Here is a 17,775-nt window from a genome sequence, read left to right as displayed (position 1 = left end):
GTGACTGTTACCCAAAATAATATGAATGAGAGGTATTTCATTTGATTTGCTCCATATGCAGCCCATGACCAAATACCGCTCCCGTGTCGATATAGAGTTGATTCCAGTTCTGTTTGGTTAGCGGTGCCGGCGTGTGTCCGAATATGAACAGATCAGCCCCGGTCATTTCACCACCGATATCATCACCCGCATTGTAAATCCGGCCTCGGTTCCAAATGACATCGAACCAGTCAACCGATTTGCCGAACTCGTATTCGTCATCAGGGTAATCTGCATGGGCTACAACGATTTTTTTGTGTCCCATGTTCACCTCGATAACCAGCGGCAATTGTTCAGCCCGTTTCAATAGCATTCTGGCTGGTATTTCCTGTTCAGCATCCAAACGACTGAACCAATCGCCGCCGTTGTAAAACCACAGATTGCTGTTGCCGTTGTGAAATAGGGCATCTATCGCCATCTGTTCATGATTCCCCCGAACCGCCCTGAACCATGGTTGGGTTATCAGGTCGAGGCATTCGATGTTTCGATCCCCCCTGTCAATCAGGTCGCCTACTGATATCAACAAATCATTTTCATAATTAAAATCAATCTGTTGTAGTTTATCCATGAGTGGCTGATAGCAACCGTGGAGGTCGCCAACGACGTGAATATGACGATATTGATCACCATTGATTTTCAGGTAATTTCCGTTTCTGATTTCGTTCACCATTCTTACCTTCACTTGAATTAAATCCTGTGACCGTAATAATTCAGCGCATAGCGTGTCTCTGTGAGTTTTACGCCCTGACATATAGCCCATGCCTGTGAATATTCAATTAAGCTGCTCATGCGCCTTACGCTCATTCTGGCGGTGCTTTCTCTTGCCAGTGGCACAAGCTCACCTTCCAAGCCCTCAATGATCTGCCCCTCTTTTCCGGTGGCTTTAGCATGACCGGAGACGAAAATGCATTTCCATGCTGGTGTTTTCCATGTACTACCAGCCCACTCAATACCCTGTTTAGAGACGTCACCACATAGCGCATGGAACTTATCGTTCTGCGGCAATGTTCGGCTTGAGTCTGAGATAGTGATTTGAATGGGGAATTCGTCGTTGAGGGGTAGATTATCGAGAGTGGCTATCAGGTTTTTGAGTATGCGCGCATTTCGTAGCAGAAAGATCTGCTTATCCATCTGACCTCCGTTATTTTCCCTCTGATTTCGGTCGATGCATCATGATTACCAGGTCACCTTTAGTGGTTACACGAAAGGTTTGTCCATCCTTTATCTGGTCAAGCTCAAACGCATCGTACAGCTCGTTGATGGCCTTCTGTTTTCGCCCTTCTTTGCGGCGACTGTAATAGGCGCTGACCAGCAAGGCGCCCAACCAGTTCGCTGCCCTAACCAGAATATACAGGTAACCAATAACCATTAAGCCGCCTGTCATATAGTTGAAAATTGTTTCACTCATCGTTTTTTGCCCTCTGGTTCCATCCTGATATGGCTAACTCCATATTTTTCTCAGTCAGAATAAAATACAGACACTCAACATTGTGGCATTCAACAAAATATCGCTCCTTAAAACCGACAATAGCCAATTTTTCACTGCCACATTTAGGGCATGGATTGAGTTCGTTTGTCATAATTCACCCGCCACCTGATCATCTGGTATCTCTACCATTGATGGCAACTCCCGATAATTACCATTTTCATCCCAATTTTTGGCGGTTCCTGAATTACCAAATACAAATTTCATAGGAGGTAATCCGATAAGTTTTCGGTTATTTCTTACTATCCAACTCAATCCACCCAATTCAGTTAAACGTCCTGCTACTTTTGCAGCATTATTTTTTATAATTCTACTACGCTTAACCCGTCTACCATGAGCTATAACTATTTCATACCAGCGCTCTTTGTCTGGCCTTCCTGCTGCATTGTATGCGCGATTATGGGTAGCTTTTTTCTGTTCATTCCAGCGTGAATTAAGTTCATCTAGTGTTGTACTTTTCATCTCAAAAATCCTTATGGTGGGGTCAAGAAAGCCTGCATATAGCAGGCAAGGGCTATTAAAACTCAATGTCTTCTTGGTGTCCGTCTGATTTAATTCTGGTGAGATCGGCAGGATCTAAACCGCCGTGAGAATTACTAAAATAGTAAGTTTTTTCAGCACCCGGCGCGTGTCTTGATTTAGTGCAAATTATTTCTGTGATACCTTTCATTTCAGTATTAGGGTTATATTTTTCATCACGATAGACCATGAAAATAACATCCGCTTCCTGCTCAATAATTCCTGATTCCCTCAGATCTGCGTTAACAGGCCGTTTATTGGTTCGTTGCTCCAAATTACGGTTTAACTGCGCCAATGCTACAACCGGACATTTTAACTCCTTGGCCAGATTTTTTAGCCCTGTAGCAATTTCACCGACTGACTGGTTCATGTTGTCAGGGTTGGTCATTTTCATCTTTTGCAGATAGTCCACAATAATCACCCCAAGACCGCCCGTCTTTTTGTGCATCCGTCTAGCTTCTGCCCGAATTTCGTTAATGCTCATTGAGGATTTATCGTTGATATGAACGGGTGAGTTTTTGACATCATCCAGCGCATGCGCCAGTTTCGCCCACGCTTCGTCCATCATAGCAGACGAGCAATTTTCACCTAACAGATCCTTTTTATTGACTCTGGCATGATGAAACGCAACACGTTCAGATATCTGCCACTTCGGCATTTCCAGACTGAAAAACAAAACGGGTTTTTTGTTTTTCAATGAGACTGATTTTGTTATTGCTGTACTCATCATGGTCTTACCCATACCCGGACGCCCGCCAACAACAATAAAATCGGTGTTATTGAACCCGCCAAACGCCCGGTCTATATCTGGCATCCCAAATTCAGTTTTATGTTTCCAGATATCGCCATTAATCATCGATTCAATGATTTCTATCGATTCCTCAACGCCTTCCATGATATGAGATGTACCGCCGTCATTGGCGCTACCCAAACTAGAAATCTGGTTCTCAATGTCACCAACGATATCCTGGACTGCATTCACTCCCCCCTCAGAGATCCGTGCAATACCTGTATGCAATACCGATAACATTTGGCGGGTCATTGATAGCTGTTTGAGTTTATCGACATAGCTAGGCAACAGATTGATGCTGGGTGTATGTTTTGCACATTCAGCGATATAGGCGAACCCGCCACAATGATTGGCGTCACCGCTCTGCTCCAGTTCGCTATTCAGTAGCACCAAATCAAATCGACTGCCTGTTACATTGAGTTTTTTTAGTCCCCTCAGGATCAATCTGTGGGCGACAGAGCTAAAATCATTTTCCGTCAGGGATTCAACGGCACTGATAGCCATATCGGAACACTCATCACCTGAAATTAAAATACTGCCAATCACTGCACGCTCTGTATGAATATCAGAAAATTTGTCCATGTTACGCCCCGTTTCCGTTGTTGCTTCGTGCGATATATTCCCGTTTAGCCTGTTCGTAAACCTGCGCCCAATTATCAGGTTTCAGCACCCAATCCAATGTTAGCCACGGTTTTTCTTCCAACTGGCTGAACAACGAGGATCTGCTGATCAGGTCAAAACAAGTCTCCATATGCTGAACTTCCCGCCATTTCCCTTTGTTGGTTTTGCCGTTCCAGACCGATTCGAGATTTCGATAGGCTGGACGGCGCTTTGTCCATTCCTGAACCTCAACGCTACGCGCAGGGATTTTACTGTTCCAGAGAGTAATTAATTCAGCATGGGGACAATCCACGGGATTCCTGTCAATGCGTTCTTTCCAGCACAAGGCATCAGACAGATATCCATCAAATCGAGTCATGCGAAATAGATTTTCGGGTTTGAGCTGGCCACCATGTTTCCATTGTGTAACCGCCCATTCGATCACCAGCTTGATTTCATCGGCTGTGTAGCAAACCCCCTGGCTCTTCACTGTGGATAACGCTTTCAGGAAAGGAGCTGTTGATTGGAATCGGGATTTGGTGAGCTGGTTAAAATAATCCAGAATTTCAAGAGCGAGATTTTCGTCCCCCATGGGGGTAAGGGGGGTCTTTTCTTTTTTCTTTAAAGTATTTCTTTTGTGTGTATCCAAGTTGGTAACATCTTCTGTTACCGATTCGGTAACACTTTTTGTTACCGTCTTGGTAACAATGTTACCTATTCGGTCACACTCTGGTATTTCCCACTCATGAATGTTCTTATTTGGCCCAATTTTTTTACCGTCCTTAATCAGTAATTTCATAGAGATAAGTTCATTTTTTGCTATATTCACCTTCTCTCTAGATACCTTACAAAGCTCTGCTATTTGCGAATCCGTAATGCGATCGACTTTCTTTTTGAACCCATATGTTTTTCGACAAACAGCGTGAGCTACCTTTGCTTGATTGCGGGTTAAGTCAGCACCAATGAGGGCATCATAAAGCTCATTCGCCAGCATGGTGAACCCATCTTCCAGATTCGCCACAATCGGCCTCTCTTGCCTGTTTTTAGCTCCAAAATCAGCGTATGCAACATTACTCATGGCATTTCCCTCCGGTCAGTTCCTTACGGTGCTCCAGGCACAACTTTGCATACTCTGGGGCACTTCGAATTTTTTTCACCCCCTCTTCGGAAACCGAACGGGCTAACCGGTCGCGCATGATATTTTTATGTACATCGCTGTGATTAAATTTTGTTTTCATGTATAATTACCCTCGTTAAATGTGTTGTTGAGAAGAGCTTGCATACCTCTTCTCAGTCGTTAAATCGACATTTCAAGTTGCATTTCAGAAGCCCCGGTTGTTACCGCAACTGGGGTTTTTCTTTTGACCTTACCTTCATTTTCCAGAGCCTGAATTAAGCGCTCGGCATATACCCCCTCAATAACTATTACGGGTTTATTGTCTGCGTCAGATATCTCAAACGCCCATTCAGGCAATCCCAAATTCACGATCATTAAGCTAGCTAATCGGGCAATTCGATTTTTATCCTTGCTTAATTTGGATGGATGAATACCCATATCACTTGCCAGTTCATTATTTCCAAATTCAAATACTTTTTTGTGAAAATAACTTTCAAGCATCTGAGCTTTACGCGTATTACGAGTATTTTTGACAGTTTTTGCTATTTCCATTTGTTATATTTCCTAAAGTGAAATTTAGTTAATAAGTCATATTTGTTTATATGATGAACATAGACATCCATTACCCTGAGATAGATAGTGGTTAACACGACTCAGCCTCTTGGTGAGTGGGATCTGCATCCCGATTGCCTGAGTGTTTACTCGGCGCTATTTCGATTTGCTAGAACTCACCAATGGCTTGTCATAAAGCTAAATTGTTAAAGAACTATGAATTATTCCGCTATTTCTGGATATAAGACTACAAGTGGAAGACCGGTAGCCTTACGGAATTCGGTAATTTTTGTCTTTGGTAAATTACCGCCTCGCTTTTTGAGGTTACTTATTGCCTGTGGTGTTAAACCAACCAGACGAGCTAGCGTCTTCTGTTTGCCGCCAACAGCAATTACAGCGAGCTGCAATGGTGTTTGTGATAAATCCATATGATTAACTCCACGTTGATTAAATCAACATAATGTTAATCTTATAAAAGAAATAAATCAACATAGAGATGATTGAAAAAGTTCACATAATGTTTATTGTCTGTGCTTAGGGGGGAATTTATGACTTTAAAAGAAAGACTGAAAATCATTCTAATCCGAGAAAATTTAAAACAAAAACAACTAGCTGCTGCATTAAGCGTAAGTGCGCAGACAGTCAATAACTGGTTGACTAGAAATTCAATAAGCAGAGATGCCGCACAAAATATTAGCGATCAATTTGGCTATTCACTGGACTGGCTCTTAAATGGAGTGGGAGAGCCTAAACTGGAAAACTCTTTAAAAAAGTATTCCATTGAATCCGTTATTTCTCCTGAAAGTGAACAAGAATCCATTGCTATATGGGACAACTCCCTTTCATTAGATGATGATCAAGTAGAAGTGCCGTTTTTGAAAAGCGTTGAATTCGCGTATGACGATAGCAGCTTGGTTAATTCCAATGGACTTAAGTTAAAATTCACCAAATCAGAATTAAGAAGAATCGGCGCTTTAACTGATGGTTCAACGATCCTTTGTTTTCCAGCAAAGGGGGATAGCATGGACCCGGTAATCCCAGATGGAGCGACCGTTGCTATTGATATAGCCAACAAGGGCATTTCCGATGGGAAGGTGTATGCCATTGAGCAAGACGGCTTGAAACGAATCCGCTGTCTATACCGGAAGCCTGGAGGTAAGTTGCTGATCCGCAGTTACAATCGCAACGAATATGAAGACGAAATAGCAGATGAATCCAGTGTGAAAATTATTGGCAAATTATTCTGGCATTCAGTATCACACTATTAAGTACATTTGACAGCCCCCATTCAAACCCCTTCTTGGGGTTTTTTTGTACCTCTCAGGTGATTTAAATCACAAATCTCAAAAGCACTTCAAAAAAAACCACTTAAAAATCAACACAAACAAAACATAACGAGTATTTTTATATAAAATAAATCCACATTATGTTGACTTATAAATCCACGTGGTGTTTAATTTATTCATCCAAGGCACACAGCCGGAAGATAAATCAGTATGTTCTTTAACAATTTGGAATCACATCTAATGCTGAGCAGAGAGATCTGCGCAACTCAGTTCCCTGACATCTCCAGACCTCACGGGGTATATGGCATCTAAGGCAAGCGGCGGACAGTGTTAGGTGTATTTATTGACAATAGGAGGAATTAATCATGGTTTAACAACGCGGATAGACCGCGAACGTGTACGTTAATGCTGCGGTAGTGACGCAGCCCCGAATACCCAAAGTTGCGGGTAGCCAGATGCACGTCAAAGGTGCAACGCACGCTGGTTAGGGTTAATTGAGAGAAAGGTGTGCCGGTAGAGCAGCATGACACCAATCATGCACCGGTTATTGGCGGCGAAGAAGCGACAGGAACTCAAGGGCATGGGCGCGACCACTGCGAGAGTGTGGTTGATTGACTGTAGGTCATTCAATGAATGGCCTATGGTGAGTTAATTAACGGAGAAATTCCATGAACGACACAGATTATGTATTAGATAACATTCTCGATAGTTTCTTCGCCCAATCACGGAAACGGGAACGCGAAAATTTCTGGAATAACCGCGAGCCAAAGCAGCGCATGACCAAACAGGAGCACGACACTGTTAACACATTAACCAGTTTGATTACAGTGGTTAACGGCACTCCATCGAAAAAATCAACATCAACTAAAACCCCCTCCCGCCGTCGTCTGGAATCGGGAGAGGTGACTGCCAGGGTTTAATTTCGGGGCATGGCAAAGAAGCCCGCTATTTTAGGTTTAACCACATAGTTTGAGTTGCATCCATGACAAGTCAATTCATAACAAGAAGTATCTTTAGGCTGAAGTATCGATATTACACTGTCGCTTGCGCACTTTGTACATACATAATGAGGGGGCTTATCCTGATGAATGGATGCATCATAAGAGTAAACAAACGCGCCCGTTTCAAATTGATGTGGTTTATATTTTTTAAACTCACGATGAAAATATTTGGAGCGCTTGATTTTTTCTTGAAGCTCAATGATAAGCTGTCTACTCGCTTGTCTGTCCTCCTCAAGCGTGACGATTCTTTCATATAGCTCAGATGACTTATCAATCATTTCCTGAACTTGTTTTCTGACTTCATCGTCAACTTTTTTATCAAAAATTTTCTTACCAATACCAGATATATCTTTCACGATATTCCATGTAGTACTAATAGGCATTTCAATTATTCTCACTTCTGTAGGGGTGAGATAATTTTAACTGATTTCTCACTGTAGGGGTACAGTGGAACCACTGCCGCCTGAGGTGGTTAAATATTCAGGCACATTAAATTAATAATTACAGTGAGGGTGTGATGACCGAATACGAAATCAACGCCATGAAATCTGAGATAGCTGAACGGACCCATGCAATGGAATTTTTACGGGATGAAATAGGCCACTTCCCTGATTACATGGAAAACATCTATACAGGTCGATTATTTAAATCGTGGAGATTTATAAAATCACTGGAAAATGAAATTTTGTTTGCTAATTGTATCCAACCACCAATAACAAAAAGAGAGTTCGATTTAGTAGTTGGTGGTGTTTGACTAACTCCAGCTCATTTCCGAGTGGGCTGTGGTGAGTTACTCTGATATATTCATGGATTCGGCAATGGGATTCATGAGGGAATATGTGTGTTAGTAGATGAAATATATAGCGTTGAATGGTTCAAGATTATGTTTTTGATGTGTTGGTGGTTAACTTTCCCTGCCGGAGTGTTATCTATGTATATAGGATGCACATCTAAGAACAAAATAGTTAAAGTTATATGCGTGCTAATAGCATTAGTATTTTTGGTTCCTACACTAACATTATTATGCATGGAATAAAGTTTTAAATAATAAACTCAAACAAACACCAGCCTCGCCAATGCGGGGTTTTTTATTACCTGAATATAGGAAAACAAAAATGTTACAAATAACACTGACAACACAACAAATATTATATATCTGTGATTTCATTGGTATTGAATTCACGCAACCAGAACCAGAGGAACTGTCAACTGAAATTACCATTATGGATAATATGGAAATAGAGGAAAATGGGAAAACCTATACAGGGTTAGGCGTGTATCAGACCGAATATCCAGAGGAAGGGGCAATGGCATTGGAGAATAACAATGACTAAACCACACCCACACGCTGATTTAATGATGAAAGCGGCGGAAATTGCACAGGAAAATGAAAATTGGTGGGAGCATTTCCAATGCCGGGGAAAAACGCTCAAGGCGTGGCGAGATTGTCAATGTGAGCTGAGTTTCGTGCCTGATATTGAATACCGCCTAAAACCCCGAACCATCAAAATTGGGGAATACGATATCCCGGAACCAGTGAGAGAACCGTTGGCGGAGGGGCAGGAGTGTTATATTCCAAATATTCGTAGCGTCGCATGTCCAGATACTCTGATTTGGAGTGGTGCTCTATTCAATATTGAATGGTTAGAGAGCGGATTAATCCACCTCGACAGTAAATCTGCTGAAATACACGCCCGCGCACTCGTTAGTCTGACGGCGAAAAATAATCACCGATAGTTTTTACTATTACACCATCCTCGCCATCATTTTATTTTACACATCGCCAAATAATTAATCATGCAAATAAACAAACGTCTCCTATGCCAGGCGCAAGAACTGGCAGGGATAGCCTGTAGCCTGCGTTGTGACGACGTTTGGTGGCTGGCTATGGAAATACTCAAACGCAGTTATGGGAGGTAATCATGCATCCAACAACAATCAGTCACACCTATGTAGAAATTAAAAAATTTATCAGGCATGGACGGGAATATACCGAATATACCTATCTCGGTGACCTGCAAATTGATATGTCGTTCTCAGAGTTCGTTAAACGGTCAAAATCAGGGCCGGAACCGAGCGAGGTTTTGAAATACATCATGGCTCATTATGACGAGGAACGTCTGACAGAGGAATTCCAGAAAATGCCGGGCGGGAATCGGTATCTGGCAGCACTGACCAGACAGGTGCATAAGGAGGTCGCATGAGATTCAATCATGATCCCTGCTGGATGCAGAACGAGGCAGAGGAGCGCCGCAGAGAGGAGGAGGCGTATCAGGAAATGATGGAAGAGGAAATAAGGGAAGAGGCGGAAGGAATTGTCGGTAAATTTATTGATACCGCCCTCTCGGATGATGCCAATAAAACACTCGACCCAATATTCAAATCTAATCCGGCAGCATGGGATGTGTTTGTAGATGCGTTGGATCAAATTGTGATGATGGGTCTAAAAGAGGGGGCAATATGACACCCGGTATCTACTATGACATTTCCAATGAGGACTATCACAAGGGTGCGGGGGTGAGTAAGTCGATGTTGGATATAGTGGCAAAAGATCCTGCTTTGCTCTTCTGGAATAAGAATGCACCAGAAGATGAAGAGAAAAAGGCAGCTCTTAATATGGGAACAGCTCTCCACTGCCTGTTATTGGAGCCAGATGAGTTCGATAACCGATTCATAAAGGCTCCTCAATTCAACCGACGCACCAGTGCCGGCAAAGAAGAAGAAAGGGAGTTTCTGGAGGAGTGCAAAAAAACAGGAAAAACAGTAATGGATTACGAGCAGCATCGAAAATTACAATTGATGCGGGATAGTGTTATGGCTCATCCAGGGGGGAGAAAATTACTAGAGCATGACGGAACTTGCGAATCCTCAATTTACTGGAATGACTCTGAAGCGGGCGAGTTATGCCGGATACGCCCGGATAAGTTAATACCCGATAAAAATATCATTGTAGACGTTAAAAAAGTTTCAGATATAAGTCGATTTTCTGCTCATATTGAAGAGTACCGTTATCACGTTCAAGACGCCATGTATAGCGAAGGTTATCGACAACACACCGGAATCCTCCCCACCTTCTGTTTTCTGGCTGTCAGTGAATCTATCGATTGTGGCAAGTACCCGGTTCGACTGTTTGTACTGGATCAGTACGATAGGGAGGTGGGTTTTGACCTATTCAGGCGGGATTTAGACAAATATCATGAGTGCCGACAAAAAGGGAATTTCGGTTTAGGTTTCGAAGTAGTTCAACGCCCTGAGTGGGCTAGGAGAAGAGATGAGTAACGTTATCAATCCATTTAACTCAAATGCACCACAATCCCAACCAGCACCAGGAATGGTAGCCGTTGAACAACAACGCGCAATACAGGAAGTTCAGGCTGCGATGGTGATTGCTAAAAAGTTTCCGCGCGACCCAATTATGGCAATGGATAAAATACTACAAGCATGCACTCGACCCACCCTAGCAGAGGGCGCTCTATACTCTTTTTCGCGCGGTGGTGCTGAGGTTTCCGGGCCGAGTATCAGACTAGCCGAGGCAGTCGCTCAAAATTGGGGAAATATTCAGTTTGGCATTCGAGAACTGGAACAAAAAAACGGCGAATCAACTGTTGAAGCGTTCGCGTGGGATATTGAGACGAACACCAGACAAGTAAAAACATTCACCGTCCCTCACATCCGTTTCACTCGTAATGGCAAAAAGAAATTGGAAGATCCCCGCGATATCTACGAATTAGTGGCTAACCAAGGCTCTAGACGGTTACGCGCCTGTATCCTCAGTATTATACCCGGCGATGTTATTGAAGCCGCAGTAAATCAGTGTGATGTCACACTCAAGAGTAATGTCGATACATCACCCGAAGCCATAAAGAACATGGTTGAGGTATTTAAAACGGAATTTGGCGTCAACTCTGAACAGATTCAGAAACGTATACAGTGCCGCGTTGAAGCAATGCGACCTGCTCAGATGGTTCAGATGAGGAAAATCTATGCGTCTCTGCGTGACGGAATGTCCAGTGTAGATGATTGGTTCGATAAAACAGAGGCAACCCAGAAGAAGGTTGATGAACTAAATAACATGGGGGATACAACTAATGTCCAAACAACTGATTGAATATACCGGAGCTAATCATGGCTAGCCGCGGCGTAAATAAAGTTATTTTAGTGGGTCATTTGGGGCAAGACCCGGAAATTCGCTATCTACCGAATGGCGGTGCAGTTACCAATATTACTCTGGCCACATCGGAACAGTGGCGCGATAAACAATCCGGTGAGATGAGAGAAAAAACTGAGTGGCATCGGATTGCGATATTCGGCAAGCTGGCCGAAGTCGCCGGGGAATATCTGAAAAAAGGCTCTCAGGTTTATATTGAAGGCGCTTTGCAGACTCGCAAGTGGCAGGATCAGAACGGTCAAGACCGCTATACCACCGAAGTTGTGGTTAACCCTATCGGTGGCACAATGCAGATGTTGGGTAGTCGTAGTTCAGCGCAGGATACACCCGCACAAGGTGGCTGGGGACAACCACAGCAGCCACAGGCATCTCAACAATTCAGCGGTTCACGCCCGGCGCAATCGCCAGCACCACAGCCGCCGATGGATTTTGACGATGACATTCCATTCTAGAGCCATTCAGTAATCCAAATACCACCCCACCCATTAACACACTAACACACTAACGCTACCTCAATAGCGGGAGGAATTGTATGTCTAAAACTGTAGTTATGTACGACTCACCAGAGGCAGCCCAGATTAAAACTGTCACTGGCTGGTTTTCGCGTGATGGTCGGTTCTGGGGGGATGATGAGCGTATGGCCCGTTATTGTGGGGCCACTCATCGTCAGTGTAAAAATAACCCTGACCACCCAATTATAGAAATGCGTGGCTATTGTGAACTCTGTCATGCAGAAAAACGCCAAAACCAATTTAATTCAATGGAATGCCAGCCGTGGGACAGAGAAACACCGTTAGTTATTTTTGATACTGATCAGTATTTCATGAATGAGAATGACCTCAACGACTATTGCGATGAGCATCAGATTAAACCATCAGAATTACAGTTGGTTATCTGCGAACCTAATTACCCATCTGAAATAGATGGCGGGGATTATTTTCATGACGATCTGCCACCGGATGGCGAATTACCCTATGAATTACAGCAGGCATTTAACGCATTAAACGCCGTTATCCGCAATAGCCTGCCATTATCGTGGGCGGTGGGTAAATATGCGGCAATAGTTTCTGATTGATGCGGGAGGATTATTTTGCAACCTACTATATTGGACATGTGTTGTGGCTCTCGGATGTTCTGGTTCGACCGCAACAATCCCAATGTCATTTTCTGCGATATCCGGCGCGAACGTCACATTTTATGTGATGGACGGGAATTGAATATTGCGCCGGATATTATCTGCGATTTTCGCGCCCTGCCATTTGCCAGTAATCAATTTCAACTGGTTGTATTCGACCCGCCTCACCTGGAACGAGCCGGAGAAAATGGCTGGCAGCGTAAAAAATACGGCGTATTGGATAAAACGACATGGAGAGAGGATTTAGCACAGGGATTTAAAGAGGCGTTCAGAGTACTACGGCCAGCAGGGATACTGATTTTTAAATGGAATGAAACTCAAATCAAAACTAGCGAGATATTAGCGCTGACATCTGAATCACCATTGTTTGGCCACCCATCAGGAAAACGTGCAAATACGCACTGGGTGGCATTTATGAAGGAGGACGCAGCATGTACACCCCATGGAATCCAAACCCTAGAGCAATTCGGCGGGTCAATGACCCGTCACCCATCCCCACTCAATGCCGCTATTGCTGCAATCACGTAAAAATAGCCCATCACAAAGAGGTGTTCGGGCGAATCCTGAATAACAGTCGCTGGCCGTGGTTTTACGTCTGCACCTCATGTGAGGCGCGTGTCGGTATGCATCCGGGCACCAATATTCCGTTAGGTACACTAGCCGACAGACCAACACGGATCGCACGGGCGAACAGTAAATTATCATTTGAGCGAATGCGACTGCAACGGGACTGGGAACGCACGGACGCATATAGATGGTTAGCACGGCGGTTGGGTATCAGTTTCAACGAATGTCATTTTGGTTGGTTCGACGCTGAAATGTGTGAGCGAGCAAAAAATATGTGTGTGAGGTTTAAATGACTGACCGTGAAGTGGTTGATGCTGCAATTAAGCTAGCGGGTAAGTTTTACAACATGATGGGATATCGCCATAGAGCGGGTTTTGAGTACTGGAAATCCCCTCATCCTCAAGAGCAATTAGTTTTTGAATGTGCCGTTCAGGCCTTTGAGGATTTAAGGGGGACGGATGTCTATGATGCAATTGAGAGCCTAGAAGATGAAATATAGCCTGATATTAGCTGATCCCCCGTGGCAATATAATAATTCAGCCAGTAACGGAGCAGCCAGTAATCACTACACTACCACCGATTTTTATTCCCTCACCCGATTACCCATCGAACAAATAGCCGCTGAAAACTCTGTGCTCGCCATGTGGTACACGGGTAATTTTGCATTGAAGGCAGCTAAATTGGCTGAGGTGTGGGGATTAACGGTTAAAACGATGAAATTGTTCACGTGGGTGAAATTAAACAAACTGGCGATGAACCGCATAGATAAAGCCATTCAGGATGAAATGTTGCTAGACAGCTGGGATTTCATGGAACTACTCAACACCGAAACACGGATGAACGGAGGTAACTACACCCGCAGCAACACGGAGGATGTATTGTTCGCTATTCGGGGCAACGGATTGCCACGCCAGAGCGCCAGTGTGAAACAGGTCATTTATTCATGTCTGGGTGAACACTCTCAAAAACCACGGGAGGTTCATTATCGGTTAGAGCAATTATACGGTGATATTCCACGCATTGAATTATTCGCACGTGAATCAGTCGATGGATGGCATTTATATGGCGATGAATCACCTGTAAATAATATTGAGTTTATTAATGAGGTTAGATATGAGCCTGAGAATAGATTTATTTGCAAACACCCATGACTAACATTCGAGAACGGATGCAGACAGGTGGCAAGGGAATGCCTGAAAGAACTCAATAACCACCGCAATACTCGATAAATACACCCTCAAATTTAACCCACTCAATCACATGAAATTCAGCGCTAAATCAGTGCTGTCATATTATGTACGGATGATTCAGAAGGAGATGAAGCAATGAGACTCATCGCTGATAATGACAGAATAGAAAGCGTCACCTTATCCAGAAAGCAGGCGGCCGCATTTATAGGGATTGATGAAGATACATTATCCCTCTGGTGCAAAATAGGGAAGATAGCCTATACCAAGAAAAATCCCACTAAACCAAAATCACCCTATTTATTTACTCGCTCTGCATGTATTGCAGCAATCAACAATCCGATCCAAACTGTGCCGGTGAGCGCGGTAGATACGACAGAAAAAGGAGATAAGCAATGTCAATCTTCCGTAGAGGAAATACGTGGTATGGGAACTACACGACGCCTAGCGGCAAAAGAATTAAGGAGTCTCTTGGGACAACGGACAAAAAGCAAGCTCAGGAGCTGCACGACCGAAGAAAGGCTGAATTATGGCGCATAGAAAGGTTGGGGGACTTTCCTGATGTAACATTTGATGAAGCCTGTCTACGATGGATTGAGGAAAAAGCTGATAAGAAGTCACTGGATGATGATAAAAGCCGTATGGCGTTCTGGTTGGAATACTTCGAAGGAGTAAGGCTAAAGGATATCACTGAAGCCAGAATTTATACGGCAATCAGTAAGATGAAGAACCGCAAGACCAAACAGCGCTGGGAGAGTCGGGTTAAGGCCGCACAGAAAAAAGGAAAAGAAGTCCCTGCATATACAGAAGTCCCCGTCTCGGTAGCGACCAAGGCAAAGCACTTATCATTAATGAAGTCTCTGCTAAGGGCAGCCGAACGGGATTGGAAATGGTTAGAAAAAGCACCAGTGATTAAAGTTCCAACCGTCAGAGAGAAACGTGTTAGATGGTTGGAACCTCACGAGGCTAAAAGGTTAGTTGATGAATGCCCAGAGCCGTTAAAGTCAGTTGTTAAATTTGCTTTGGCTACGGGACTAAGGCGGTCAAACATTATTAATCTGGAATGGTCTCAAGTTGATATGCAGCGTCAAGTTGCATGGATACACCCAGACCAAAGCAAGTCAGCTAGGGCTATAGGGGTAGCCCTAAATGATACTGCTTGTAGGTCTTTGCGTGATCAGATAGGCAATCATCATAAATGGGTTTTCGTCCATAACAAGGCATCAACCAATCCCGATGGAAAAGCAATGCCCAAAGTCAGGAAGATGCGTGTTGATGATAACACAGCATGGAACGCAGCATTAAAGCGAGCTGGTATAGAAGATTTTAGATTTCACGATCTGAGACACACTTGGGCTAGCTGGCTGGTTCAGTCAGGCGTTCCATTATCAATTTTACAAGAGATGGGCGGTTGGGAGTCAATCGAAATGGTAAGGCGTTACGCTCATTTAACACCCAGCCATTTGACCGAGCACGCCCGCCAAATTGATGCGCTTTTCGGTGGTTGCGTCCCAAATACGTCCCAGTCAGGAAAAATCGCAATCGCCAAATAAGGGTAACCCATTGATTTTAAATGGTACGCCCTACAGGATTCGAACCTGTGACCTACGGCTTAGAAGGCCGTTGCTCTATCCAGCTGAGCTAAGGGCGCATTATCAATATGTAGAAATAAGAAACATCATTAATGCGTTGATGTAGACCCGGATTATACGGGCATAATGGAATGAGTCAATGGCCTTTGCGTTCATATGCTCATTTTATGATTACTAATAAAACTGACAGACGATTCATGTTCTGACAAAATAGCGTCCATTCCTATACTTGATAATGGAATCTTAAATACATGTCAGCAAAAATTATTGATGGGAAAACGATTGCGCAGACAATCAGAAACGAAGTTGCAGAAAAAGTCAGGCAGCGGGTTGCCGCCGGAAAACGGGCTCCAGGTCTTGCCGTCGTTTTAGTGGGCGAAAACCCGGCTTCTCAAATTTATGTCGCCAGCAAACGCCGCGCCTGTGAAGAAGTCGGTTTTATGTCCCGTTCTTATGATTTACCTGATACCACCAGCGAAGCCGAATTACTCTCTCTGATCGATAACCTGAACGCCGATAAGGAAATCGACGGTATTTTAGTTCAACTCCCTCTACCTGCCGGCATTGATAATGTCAAAGTACTGGAACGCATTCATCCCGATAAGGATGTGGATGGCTTCCATCCTTATAATATCGGCCGTCTATGCCAGCGTGCCCCAAAGTTACGTCCTTGTACGCCTCGCGGCATTGTCACGCTGCTTGAGCGTTGCAATATTAATACCTATGGATTAAATGCAGTTATTATCGGAGCGTCTAATATCGTGGGACGTCCGATGAGCCTTGAATTGCTGTTGGCAGGCTGTACGACTACGGTAACACACCGTTTTACCAACAACTTACGTCAGTATGTTGAACAGGCTGATTTGCTGGTTGTCGCGGTCGGTAAGCCAAATTTTATTCCCGGTGAGTGGATTAAACCCGGTGCGATTGTGATTGATGTCGGTATTAATCGGCTGGAAAATGGCAAAGTCATTGGTGATGTCGATTTCGATAACGCGTTTGACCGTGCAGGCTGGATCTCTCCTGTACCTGGTGGCGTTGGCCCAATGACGGTTGCAACATTGATTCAAAATACCTTGCAAGCTTGCGAGGAATATCATGATGTAGAAACAACTGAAGGTTACTGATGGAAATTTTTTATTTAGATGGGCACCCTTATGTCGAATTGTGTGATCTGCTGAAGTTTCAAGGATGGTGTGAAAGTGGTGCCGCAGCGAAGGCGATGATTGCGGAAGGTTTGGTGCAAGTTGACAATCAACCAGAAACACGTAAACGCTGCAAGATCACTGCTGGTAAGGTAATCAGCTTTAACAGGAAGTCTGTCCGCGTTGTAGACGCGTAATTTAATGGGTCAATATCACTGTTAAAATTTTCTGAAAAACAGCATCTTATCTGTATAAATACAGTAAGGTGCTGTTTTTTTTAGGTAGATATGCAGGGTGAGGTTGATTTTCTCGATACATGAGTAAGCGGTTTTCCGTGGGGTATTTTCTCAGTAAATCAAAAAACGACATCATGCAGCAATCATCTCGGCCTGATGTCAATCATTTTTCACTGCCGTACAAATTCCAATCATACAATCATTTTAATGTATACATTAAAGTGATGAAATTCGATAAACAGACGCCATCCTGCAATAGATACTCATGAATAGCCATTCACTTTGATTTAAAAACAACCAATACGATTCATTTGCGAACACATGACACCCATATTAATTATTTTTGATATTAATA

The 17,775-nt window shown here is 43.6% G+C and carries 27 protein-coding genes, 1 tRNA gene and 1 pseudogene; 18 read left to right on the top strand and 11 right to left on the bottom strand.

Features of this window, described 5'->3' with window-relative positions:
* Window positions 1-37 precede the first annotated feature (37 nt).
* The 9 genes from XPG1_RS01425 to XPG1_RS01385 all read right to left on the bottom strand — a co-directional run bounded on the left by XPG1_RS01425 (window position 38) and on the right by XPG1_RS01385 (window position 5,531).
* On the bottom strand, window positions 38-709 hold the full coding sequence (locus XPG1_RS01425; protein ID WP_045957502.1) for a metallophosphoesterase: 672 nt from the start codon (window positions 707-709) through the stop codon (window positions 38-40).
* Window positions 710-726: 17 nt separating this feature from the next.
* A complete protein-coding gene (locus XPG1_RS01420; protein ID WP_045957501.1) occupies window positions 727-1,170 on the bottom strand; it encodes a recombination protein NinB in 444 nt (147 codons plus the stop codon).
* Between the two features lie 10 nt (window positions 1,171-1,180).
* A complete protein-coding gene (locus tag XPG1_RS01415; RefSeq protein ID WP_045957500.1) occupies window positions 1,181-1,447 on the bottom strand; it encodes a DUF4752 family protein in 267 nt (88 codons plus the stop codon).
* Between the two features lie 168 nt (window positions 1,448-1,615).
* Window positions 1,616-1,987 carry a hypothetical protein gene (locus tag XPG1_RS01405; protein ID WP_045957498.1) on the bottom strand — a complete coding sequence of 124 codons (372 nt, stop codon included), beginning with the start codon at window positions 1,985-1,987 and terminating at the stop codon, window positions 1,616-1,618.
* Window positions 1,988-2,042: 55 nt separating this feature from the next.
* Window positions 2,043-3,416 carry a replicative DNA helicase gene (locus XPG1_RS01400; protein WP_045957497.1) on the bottom strand — a complete coding sequence of 458 codons (1,374 nt, stop codon included), beginning with the start codon at window positions 3,414-3,416 and terminating at the stop codon, window positions 2,043-2,045.
* A 1-nt stretch (window position 3,417) separates the two neighbouring features.
* On the bottom strand, window positions 3,418-4,512 hold the full coding sequence (locus XPG1_RS01395; RefSeq protein WP_045957496.1) for a replication protein: 1,095 nt from the start codon (window positions 4,510-4,512) through the stop codon (window positions 3,418-3,420).
* The gene (locus XPG1_RS18655; RefSeq protein WP_173425854.1) at window positions 4,505-4,672 is read right to left on the bottom strand and encodes a hypothetical protein; all 168 of its coding nucleotides are present in this window, start codon (window positions 4,670-4,672) and stop codon (window positions 4,505-4,507) included. The genes XPG1_RS01395 and XPG1_RS18655 overlap by 8 nt, the downstream gene beginning before the upstream one ends.
* A gap of 59 nt (window positions 4,673-4,731) precedes the next feature.
* Complete coding sequence (locus XPG1_RS01390; protein ID WP_045957495.1) at window positions 4,732-5,103, bottom strand: hypothetical protein; 372 nt, start codon at window positions 5,101-5,103, stop codon at window positions 4,732-4,734.
* 221 nt (window positions 5,104-5,324) lie between these two features.
* Complete coding sequence (locus XPG1_RS01385; protein ID WP_045957494.1) at window positions 5,325-5,531, bottom strand: helix-turn-helix domain-containing protein; 207 nt, start codon at window positions 5,529-5,531, stop codon at window positions 5,325-5,327.
* Between the two features lie 120 nt (window positions 5,532-5,651).
* On the opposite strand from XPG1_RS01385, the gene XPG1_RS01380 reads away from it, so the two are divergent.
* Together XPG1_RS01380 and XPG1_RS01375 are read left to right on the top strand one after the other, a co-directional pair.
* Window positions 5,652-6,371 carry a S24 family peptidase gene (locus XPG1_RS01380; RefSeq protein WP_045957493.1) on the top strand — a complete coding sequence of 240 codons (720 nt, stop codon included), beginning with the start codon at window positions 5,652-5,654 and terminating at the stop codon, window positions 6,369-6,371.
* Window positions 6,372-7,057: 686 nt separating this feature from the next.
* Window positions 7,058-7,309, top strand: coding sequence for a hypothetical protein (locus XPG1_RS01375; RefSeq protein WP_045957492.1), 252 nt, complete (start codon window positions 7,058-7,060; stop codon window positions 7,307-7,309).
* Here the strand turns inward: XPG1_RS01375 and XPG1_RS01370 are convergent.
* Window positions 7,306-7,773, bottom strand: a complete 468-nt coding sequence (locus XPG1_RS01370) for a magnesium transporter CorA family protein (protein WP_157879412.1) — start codon at window positions 7,771-7,773, stop codon at window positions 7,306-7,308. The two genes, XPG1_RS01375 and XPG1_RS01370, sit on opposite strands and share 4 nt — an antisense overlap.
* A 134-nt stretch (window positions 7,774-7,907) precedes the next feature.
* Between XPG1_RS01370 and XPG1_RS01365 the strand changes: the two genes are divergently transcribed.
* The 14 genes and pseudogenes from XPG1_RS01365 to XPG1_RS01300 all read left to right on the top strand — a co-directional run bounded on the left by XPG1_RS01365 (window position 7,908) and on the right by XPG1_RS01300 (window position 16,000).
* Window positions 7,908-8,144: a hypothetical protein gene (locus tag XPG1_RS01365; protein ID WP_045957490.1), complete on the top strand. Its 237-nt coding sequence runs from the start codon at window positions 7,908-7,910 to the stop codon at window positions 8,142-8,144.
* Between the two features lie 361 nt (window positions 8,145-8,505).
* The gene (locus tag XPG1_RS01360; RefSeq protein ID WP_045957489.1) at window positions 8,506-8,724 is read left to right on the top strand and encodes a hypothetical protein; all 219 of its coding nucleotides are present in this window, start codon (window positions 8,506-8,508) and stop codon (window positions 8,722-8,724) included.
* Complete coding sequence (locus XPG1_RS01355; RefSeq protein ID WP_045957488.1) at window positions 8,717-9,127, top strand: hypothetical protein; 411 nt, start codon at window positions 8,717-8,719, stop codon at window positions 9,125-9,127. The genes XPG1_RS01360 and XPG1_RS01355 overlap by 8 nt, the downstream gene beginning before the upstream one ends.
* Before the next feature lie 185 nt (window positions 9,128-9,312).
* Entirely contained in the window at window positions 9,313-9,594 is a 282-nt protein-coding gene (locus XPG1_RS01350) for a hypothetical protein (RefSeq protein ID WP_045957487.1), read from the top strand.
* Entirely contained in the window at window positions 9,591-9,854 is a 264-nt protein-coding gene (locus tag XPG1_RS01345; protein ID WP_045957486.1) for a hypothetical protein, read from the top strand. Before XPG1_RS01350 ends, XPG1_RS01345 begins: the two co-directional genes overlap by 4 nt.
* On the top strand, window positions 9,851-10,669 hold the full coding sequence (locus XPG1_RS01340; protein WP_045957485.1) for a PD-(D/E)XK nuclease-like domain-containing protein: 819 nt from the start codon (window positions 9,851-9,853) through the stop codon (window positions 10,667-10,669). Before XPG1_RS01345 ends, XPG1_RS01340 begins: the two co-directional genes overlap by 4 nt.
* Window positions 10,662-11,498: a hypothetical protein gene (locus tag XPG1_RS01335; protein WP_045957484.1), complete on the top strand. Its 837-nt coding sequence runs from the start codon at window positions 10,662-10,664 to the stop codon at window positions 11,496-11,498. The genes XPG1_RS01340 and XPG1_RS01335 overlap by 8 nt, the downstream gene beginning before the upstream one ends.
* Window positions 11,499-11,515: 17 nt before the next feature.
* Window positions 11,516-12,010: a single-stranded DNA-binding protein gene (locus XPG1_RS01330; protein ID WP_045957483.1), complete on the top strand. Its 495-nt coding sequence runs from the start codon at window positions 11,516-11,518 to the stop codon at window positions 12,008-12,010.
* 80 nt (window positions 12,011-12,090) lie between these two features.
* On the top strand, window positions 12,091-12,633 hold the full coding sequence (locus XPG1_RS01325; protein WP_045957482.1) for a hypothetical protein: 543 nt from the start codon (window positions 12,091-12,093) through the stop codon (window positions 12,631-12,633).
* Window positions 12,634-12,669: 36 nt separating this feature from the next.
* Window positions 12,670-13,116: pseudogene (locus tag XPG1_RS01320) on the top strand (SAM-dependent methyltransferase); the annotation flags it as partial.
* A gap of 8 nt (window positions 13,117-13,124) precedes the next feature.
* Entirely contained in the window at window positions 13,125-13,553 is a 429-nt protein-coding gene (locus XPG1_RS01315) for a zinc-finger-containing protein (RefSeq protein ID WP_045957481.1), read from the top strand.
* Window positions 13,550-13,759 carry a hypothetical protein gene (locus XPG1_RS01310; RefSeq protein WP_045957480.1) on the top strand — a complete coding sequence of 70 codons (210 nt, stop codon included), beginning with the start codon at window positions 13,550-13,552 and terminating at the stop codon, window positions 13,757-13,759. The genes XPG1_RS01315 and XPG1_RS01310 overlap by 4 nt, the downstream gene beginning before the upstream one ends.
* Window positions 13,749-14,411, top strand: a complete 663-nt coding sequence (locus tag XPG1_RS01305; RefSeq protein ID WP_045957479.1) for an MT-A70 family methyltransferase — start codon at window positions 13,749-13,751, stop codon at window positions 14,409-14,411. The genes XPG1_RS01310 and XPG1_RS01305 overlap by 11 nt, the downstream gene beginning before the upstream one ends.
* Window positions 14,412-14,842: 431 nt before the next feature.
* Window positions 14,843-16,000 carry a tyrosine-type recombinase/integrase gene (locus tag XPG1_RS01300; RefSeq protein ID WP_045957478.1) on the top strand — a complete coding sequence of 386 codons (1,158 nt, stop codon included), beginning with the start codon at window positions 14,843-14,845 and terminating at the stop codon, window positions 15,998-16,000.
* A gap of 21 nt (window positions 16,001-16,021) precedes the next feature.
* Here the strand turns inward: XPG1_RS01300 and XPG1_RS01295 are convergent.
* Window positions 16,022-16,098, bottom strand: a tRNA-Arg gene (locus XPG1_RS01295).
* Window positions 16,099-16,290: 192 nt separating this feature from the next.
* On the opposite strand from XPG1_RS01295, the gene folD reads away from it, so the two are divergent.
* Window positions 16,291-17,166: a bifunctional methylenetetrahydrofolate dehydrogenase/methenyltetrahydrofolate cyclohydrolase FolD gene (gene folD / locus XPG1_RS01290; protein ID WP_045957477.1), complete on the top strand. Its 876-nt coding sequence runs from the start codon at window positions 16,291-16,293 to the stop codon at window positions 17,164-17,166.
* Window positions 17,166-17,381, top strand: coding sequence for a ribosome-associated protein YbcJ (gene ybcJ, locus XPG1_RS01285; RefSeq protein WP_045957476.1), 216 nt, complete (start codon window positions 17,166-17,168; stop codon window positions 17,379-17,381). Before folD ends, ybcJ begins: the two co-directional genes overlap by 1 nt.
* The last annotated feature ends 394 nt before the right edge of the window (window positions 17,382-17,775 follow it).

This window comes from Xenorhabdus poinarii G6, from assembly GCF_000968175.1.
Taxonomy (GTDB): domain Bacteria; phylum Pseudomonadota; class Gammaproteobacteria; order Enterobacterales; family Enterobacteriaceae; genus Xenorhabdus; species Xenorhabdus poinarii.
Note: the sequence above shows the minus strand (reverse complement) of the source record. Positions and strands in the feature narration are given on the sequence as shown.